The sequence below is a fragment of the Limnofasciculus baicalensis BBK-W-15 genome (assembly GCF_024178385.1).
Lineage (GTDB): Bacteria > Cyanobacteriota > Cyanobacteriia > Cyanobacteriales > Coleofasciculaceae > Limnofasciculus > Limnofasciculus baicalensis.
In genome coordinates, this window is the sequence record NZ_JAMZMM010000056.1 from 15,628 (window position 1) to 22,231 (window position 6,604).

At 44.0% G+C, this 6,604-nt stretch carries 5 protein-coding genes; all 5 read right to left on the reverse strand.

What is annotated here, in order from left to right; all coding sequences use genetic code 11:
• Positions 1-61: 61 nt before the first annotated feature.
• Entirely contained in the window at positions 62-577 is a 516-nt protein-coding gene (locus tag NJ959_RS08150) for a LabA-like NYN domain-containing protein (RefSeq protein WP_254011260.1), read from the reverse strand.
• 402 nt (positions 578-979) lie between these two features.
• Positions 980-1,801: a sulfurtransferase gene (locus NJ959_RS08155; RefSeq protein ID WP_254011261.1), complete on the reverse strand. Its 822-nt coding sequence runs from the start codon at positions 1,799-1,801 to the stop codon at positions 980-982.
• A 7-nt stretch (positions 1,802-1,808) separates the two neighbouring features.
• On the reverse strand, positions 1,809-3,824 hold the full coding sequence (locus tag NJ959_RS08160; RefSeq protein ID WP_254011262.1) for a ShlB/FhaC/HecB family hemolysin secretion/activation protein: 2,016 nt from the start codon (positions 3,822-3,824) through the stop codon (positions 1,809-1,811).
• Between the two features lie 370 nt (positions 3,825-4,194).
• Positions 4,195-5,106 (reverse strand): MBL fold metallo-hydrolase, encoded by a 912-nt coding sequence (locus NJ959_RS08165; protein ID WP_254011263.1) that lies wholly within the window; start codon positions 5,104-5,106, stop codon positions 4,195-4,197.
• Between the two features lie 929 nt (positions 5,107-6,035).
• On the reverse strand, positions 6,036-6,548 hold the full coding sequence (locus NJ959_RS08170; RefSeq protein WP_254011264.1) for an inorganic diphosphatase: 513 nt from the start codon (positions 6,546-6,548) through the stop codon (positions 6,036-6,038).
• Between the last annotated feature and the right edge of the window lie 56 nt (positions 6,549-6,604).

The following is a 6,604-nucleotide window of genomic DNA, read 5'->3' on the forward strand; positions in this document are numbered from 1 at the left end:
TCACCTCCTACCTCTCACCTCCTACCTCTCACCTCCTACCTCTCACCTCCTACCTTTTTCTCTAACCATCAATTTTTTCAATATGATCCCGTATCTCATTCAAATCGATATAACGATCCGTTGCATTGCGCAACTCTCTGGCAATCATCCCTTCCGTTGAAACCACTGTAATATGGGTACTTTTGGAACGGAGTAATTCGATAGCTCTTTCAAAATCACCGTCTCCACTAAATAGAATAACGCGATCGTATTGATCTACAGTGTTAAACATATCCACAACTATTTCAATATCCAGATTAGCTTTTTGAGAATAGCGGCCGGAGCTATCGTCGTAATATTCTTTAAGAATTTTTGTTCGTACTGTATAACCAAGACTAATTAGAGCATCTCGAAATCCTCGCTGATCTTGAGGATCTTTCAATCCAGTATACCAGAAGGCATTGATCAGGGTTATCTCCTCTCTTTTGAAATACTCTAATACCCGCTTCGGGTCGAAAAACCAGCCGTTTTTCTGTTGAGCATAGAACATATTGTTCCCGTCAACAAAAATAGAAATACGATTCATGACACAAGGCATATAAACTAAGACCTAATAGTTTCAAAGAATTTAAGGTAACTTCTTATTTTAGCAATTTTTATCTATGATTCGGTTGATGGTTAACTTTTAACAATAATATACCTCTTGCCAAAGTGGATATTTGACTGTCTGGGGGCTAACGTTATAACAGAGACAATAATGTCGCACACTTACTCGATCAAGTGTACATTTTAATCGAGGACTTATGCAAAATCTGTCACTGAAATCTCTATATAGTAGGGTGCGTTACTTAACGCACCCTACAAATAGCCTAGCGCCGTAAGTCTTATAATTATGTTCTGGGTTGACTACGGGCTAATCCTTGGCTGTGCAAGGTACAGAAAAGTTTTCCAAAGGGAAGAGGGGACATTAAATATACAAGTTAAATGAGCGTAAGTCTTATTATAGATAAGAACACCAGTCACTCCAACTTCCCGGATAAAGCTTCCCCCCTGTAATCCCAGCTATTTCCAGAGATAGGAGATTGACGCAGGCAGTGACACCAGATCCACAATAAACGATCAGCTCTTGACTCTGCTGAATATCTTGCCAACGTTGTTGTTGAACTCCAAGGGAATGGACATAACCTCCTTCATCTGTCACCAATCCCCAAGGATAATTTACAGCACCGGGAATATGTCCAGCAATGGGGTTAATGGGTTCCCGTTCCCCCAAATAGCGATCGCGCTCCCGGGAATCAATCAATACCACTCCTGCCAAGTCTTTCCTGACTTTTACCTCATTAATATCAACCACCCAATCCTGGCGAATTTGGGGTACAAATTGACCTAATTTAGGGATTGGTACAGTATCCGTCACCGCATAACCTTGAGCCAGCCATCCACCCCAACCCCCATCAAGCAACGAAACGCGATCGTGTCCTAGATAGCGTAGCAGCCACCAGAGACGGGCGGCAAAGCCAAAGCGGGAGTCATCGTAAGCAACAACCAAGGTTTCTTGGAAATTTACCCCCATACCAGCGAGTTTCTTCCCTAACTCATCGGGATCGGGTAAGGGATGACGGCCACCATGACGCGCAACTGGTGCAGAAAGATCTTTGTTTAAATCTAGATAATATGCTCCAGGAATGTGACTTTTTTGATATTGCTGATATCCTAGTTCTGGATCGTTGAGCGCAAAGCGACAATCCACAACTACCACTTCTGGTTGATTTCGCTGTTCCTCCAGGTAAGGAGCGGAAATAATAAAGGGGGTATGGGTCATCAAGATCTTAAAAAGGATTGATAATTATTGAGAAATATAAACCATTTTCTTGCCAAGTTCGTTCAGTAGAATCCACAGAAATTAAGGGAATCCCCCAATCCAAGCGAGCGGTAAAGCGATCGCCTTGTTGCCATTGTAACCCTAATCCTACAGAAGCTAGGCTTCTCGGATCGGGATCTGCGCTATCACCACTATTCCAGGTTGTGCCCAAATCCACAAAGGGAGTTACCTGCAAAACCCCATCCCACTCAGGAATTCGTAAAATTGGCAATCGCAATTCTGCTGAAGCAAAAGCACCATTATCGGTAAGTCTAACATCCTGACGGTAACCCCGAACGCTACCTTGACCCCCTAAGCCAAACTGTTCAGTCGGCAAGAGATCTTGGTCAGCGAGTTGGATATCTCCCCGAATTAATAATAAGGTTTCTGGTGCTAATAATCTCACCCATTGAGTTTGTCCGCGCCAGGAGAAAAAGCGACTGTCGGGAATATCGTCGCCTACAGTGGCATTAAATGCACCAAGACCAATATTAAACTGAGAGCGGACAGCAAAGACTTCTTTAGCCCCTCGTCTAGTCCATTCTTGAAAAAAGCGCAAAGCTGAGAGACGGGTACGCCCCTCATCATCAGCCCCCGACGCAGGAAAACCGACTGCTTCTCCAATCAAATCTTCCAAGAAAACCGTTTGGCTGACTCGTCTCGAGCCTGTTAAACCCAGAACAAATTCTTGGGTGGGTGTCTGAAATATGGGTTGGCGCAGTGTAATGTCTAAATTACTAGATGAGGATTGAATATCAAGAAAGTTAAAGGGTGGCTCGATAACTTTACTAGATGTATCGCTGTAGCTGATACTTAAAGTGCCATTACGAGGGTTGATTGGCAAGGTATATGTCCCATCAATTTCGTTACTCCCGTCAGTGTTAGTCCAGCTAACAGTTAAACCATCACCTAATCCGAGTAAGTTTGCTTGGGTTAAGGAAGCGCCCCGGCGGAAGCTACCGACACTAGGGGAACGCCCATTGTTAGCCAAGAGTTGGTAACTCCAAGAGTCTGCTTCTTTTACCTCTACAATGAGTAAGCTTGTACCAGGACCTGAACCTGTCGAGAGTTCGGCAGATATGTTTTCGATGAGTGGGTTTAGTTGTAAAAGGCGCAATCCTTCCAGGAGTTTGGGTACGTTGAGGGGTTTTTTGGTGGCTAAACCAAGGCGAGAACTAATATAGTTTGAACTCAGGCGACGAATGCCATTTACCTGAATATCTTCTAATTCTCCTTCGACAATTTCAATTTTTATAGTACCTTCTGTCAGGGATTGAGGGGGAATAAATGCACCGGAGGTGACATAACCTTTGTCTACATACAATTTGGTAATAGCGGTTCTAGCATTTAATAGTTCGGCGAAGGTAATGGTTTTATTAGTAAAGGGTTTCGTTACTTCAGCTAACTCTTCATTACTAAAAGCTGTATTACCAATAAACTCAAACTTTTGAACGGTAATTGTATTTTGATTACCACCATTGGGAACTTCAGGGGTTGTTGGCGTGGGAATTGGTTGTAGAAGCTCTTGGGGTGGTGGAAGTTGCTGAGGTAAAGATGGTGCTGTAGTAGGTGGTGGGGCGGGAGGAACAATATCTTGTGGCGGTGGCAAGGATGGTATTGGATTGCCACCAGGGTTCAATCCAGGAATTTGAGCCAGGGGAAACTCTGAGATGGCAACAGAGGCATCGGTGACGCTGGCAGGGGGTGATGGAGTGAATTCTCTACTCTCCTTGTCGCCATATCTCTCACTATCTCTGTCTTTTTCTGCTCTTTCCTTGTCGCTGAGTCTGTCACTCTCCCTGTCTGCCCATCCTATCTCACCCTCCACCTCTATCTTCTCCTGCTCTTGTACCTCAGAGCCGATAGTGCCAAGATGGGGAACTGCGGGGGTTTGAGCTTTGACAGATGGGGTTAGCAACAGGGTTGCCAACAAAGCTGCCAGTGGGGTGAATCGAAGTGGGATCGTCTTACCTATCTCAGTCATACTACTACTCATCTATCAGTTTTAGTGATGTTTGTGGCAATAGCCAAATTCGGACTAACACCACAAACAGCAGATGAACCATATTTACACTCTATGGGATTCCTGAATTGACAATCTCCCGTCTCGCCTACGCCCGGTTTTCACTATCTTTCTGATAATTCCATGAATGTAAATGGGAATATAATGAAACAACCTGTGCCTGCTGGGGGAATTCAATCAAAAGACACAACCCCTAATTGACTAATTTTAGATTTTAGATTAGCTAAATTAGATTTTTATTTTTTTTTTACACAACTCTAAAATATAACTGTTTCCAGATCGAGCCTATTAATGTAAAATATACTATCCAAAAGCTAAAACCCTGCACTCCTTAAGAAACCACACGTAAGATCATACCCTCCCGTGCCAGTAAGCCATTGGGAAACACTGACTGGACTTTTACTTCTAGTTGTCCTAGAAAATCATCATCATGAGCTGGATTGTAGTGAGACATGACAAGTTGTTTCACCCCAGCAGCTTTAGCTGTCGCTATACCAGTCTGCCAGACTTCATCTTGCCAGTTTAGGGGCGAAGAATTAATAATTTCATCTGCTCTGAGGGTATAGGGAGCATCTAGAATGAGCAAATCAGCATGATGCGCTAGGTGTAGTAGATTTCGATCTAGTCGATCCTGATAGTGTGAGCGAGCGATCGCGTAAACTACAGAATGTCCCTGCCAAGTTACCCGATAGCCCATTGAGCCTTGCTCGGCGTTGAGCAAAACGGCTTCAATGATGGTGTCACCTATTTTTAGGTTATTGCCAGAAGTCAATTCGTAGAATTTCAGCTCTGACTGCATCACCTGTATGGGCACGGGGAAGTTGGGAGCCTGCATCTGGAGACTAAGGCGCTCTTCCATTGATGCACCATTGGCTGCGGCACCCCCATAAATATGAAAGCAGTTCCCGGGAACAAAGGCGGGTATAAAAAAAGGAAACCCCTGAATGCTCTCCCAATGACAATGGGTAAAGAATATATGTGCTTCGACTGGCATTTGCTTGAGCAAATTATTGCCTAGCACTCGCAAACCACTGCCACCATCGAAAATTAGGCGTTTGTTCCCGACACGCATTTCCACGCAAGAGGTATTACCGCCATAGCGTATTGTTTCTTTGCCTGGAGCGGAAATTTGACCTCGAACGCCCCAAAATTGGACAACAAAATTAACGATAGGGCCAGTTACCATGTTGACTGTAACATTAGATGGGCAATTGCTTGGCTTAACTGGATCGAAATCTGGCATCGTTCATCTTTGGTCCCTCCTGGAGACTCTCGCTATACCTGTACCCAGGTTAGCGATGAGAGGAAAGGAGGAGCAAGGTTTATGCAAGATAAGATCAATCCCAAATTGAAACACTCAAAGTGCAGGTTTTTTGATTGGAAACCTACAAAACCTCGGATTGATCCGATAAAGTTAGCTTAGACAAAGTTAGCGGTCGGTACTTTCTCTTAAGCACTGCCTCCCAAATGACTGTTTAACCGTCTAGTTTTAGAGCGAAAGACTAGCTACGCATCTGTAGGTAAGAACTTAAACACTTGCCACGCTTCGTAGGCATTTCTGCCTGAGTCTGGTCAACTAGGGCTATCTTACAGAGCAAGCGAAGAGAGTCGGTACTCCGATTTAACGGTGGGTTGTTGACTCAATTTAGTTGTCCTTAGCAACTCTTCACACCAATGAATTTCCAAGCTCATGATACTCAGATACGGATCTAACGGTTACGAAGCTACTGGGGATTTTCTCTCACAAGGGCTGTATTCGCGTCACGTATCTAAGATCGATCGCGTAGGGCATCAAGTATAAAAACAAACATTGATTTTGCACTTTCCCCTAGATCTAATTTTCTAGCACCCGTTTCCCAATCGGGAAGTTTTTGTCAAGTCAGCTTATTTTAGCCTTCTTGAAGCCATTTACTCATTAGTGCCATCACAAAGGACAGGAGTTATCTGAGAATAGCTAATATCAAGTCCGGTAGCATCTTTTTTGTGTGAGTAGTGAATGGTGTGGGTTTTGGGGTGTGAGATATCAGGAAAATTCAGCAGATAGAATTCTAACTTCTAACTTTTCGATCGGATCGCTAATCCCCTTAACCTGTCACCTCTAAACTCTAACCCTTAACCTGTCACCTCGCTCCTGACGCAACCGTTGCTATCGGACATGATATAACTATTTGCTTACTTACGACCTGCTGCGATGCACTTCTCCACTAGGGGCATGACACGATCTACATCTTGCCAGCCTAGAATTTCGGTAACCTTCTTCTCAAGATTTTTATAAGTCCTGAAGAATTCGGCAATTTCATCTAACCGATGGGGAGCAATATCCTGGAGGGATTTTACCTGAGCATAGCGCGGATCTTTGTCGGGAACGCAAAGAATTTTTTCGTCGCGATCCCCGCCATCAACCATTTCTAACATGCCAATTGGTCGTGCAGCAATGACGCACCCTGGAAAAGTCGGTTCATCCATCAATACCATACCATCAAGCGGATCGCCATCATCTGCGAGGGTATTGGGGATGAAGCCATAGTCATAAGGATACTGGACAGATGCGTAAAGTACCCGATCCAGGGCAAAAGCTTCAAGATCTTTGTCAAATTCGTACTTATTTTTGCTTCCGGCGGGAATTTCAATTAAAACATTGATCAGTCCCGGTTTGGGTTGAGCTGGAATCCGTGATAAATCCATGGGTGAAGTTTTTGAGCGACACAACAAATTAAAATAATCTTGTCACTCATTTTTGC

What these genes read in the sequence shown, in the direction of transcription:
- NJ959_RS08160 (WP_254011262.1), bottom strand. Translation starts at nt 3,824, where the DNA reads ATGACTGAGATAGGTAAGACGATCCCACTTCGATTCACCCCACTGGCA.
- NJ959_RS08170 (WP_254011264.1), bottom strand. Translation starts at nt 6,548, where the DNA reads ATGGATTTATCACGGATTCCAGCTCAACCCAAACCGGGACTGATCAAT.
- NJ959_RS08155 (WP_254011261.1), bottom strand. Translation starts at nt 1,801, where the DNA reads ATGACCCATACCCCCTTTATTATTTCCGCTCCTTACCTGGAGGAACAG.
- NJ959_RS08150 (WP_254011260.1), bottom strand. Translation starts at nt 577, where the DNA reads ATGCCTTGTGTCATGAATCGTATTTCTATTTTTGTTGACGGGAACAAT.
- NJ959_RS08165 (WP_254011263.1), bottom strand. Translation starts at nt 5,106, where the DNA reads ATGCCAGATTTCGATCCAGTTAAGCCAAGCAATTGCCCATCTAATGTT.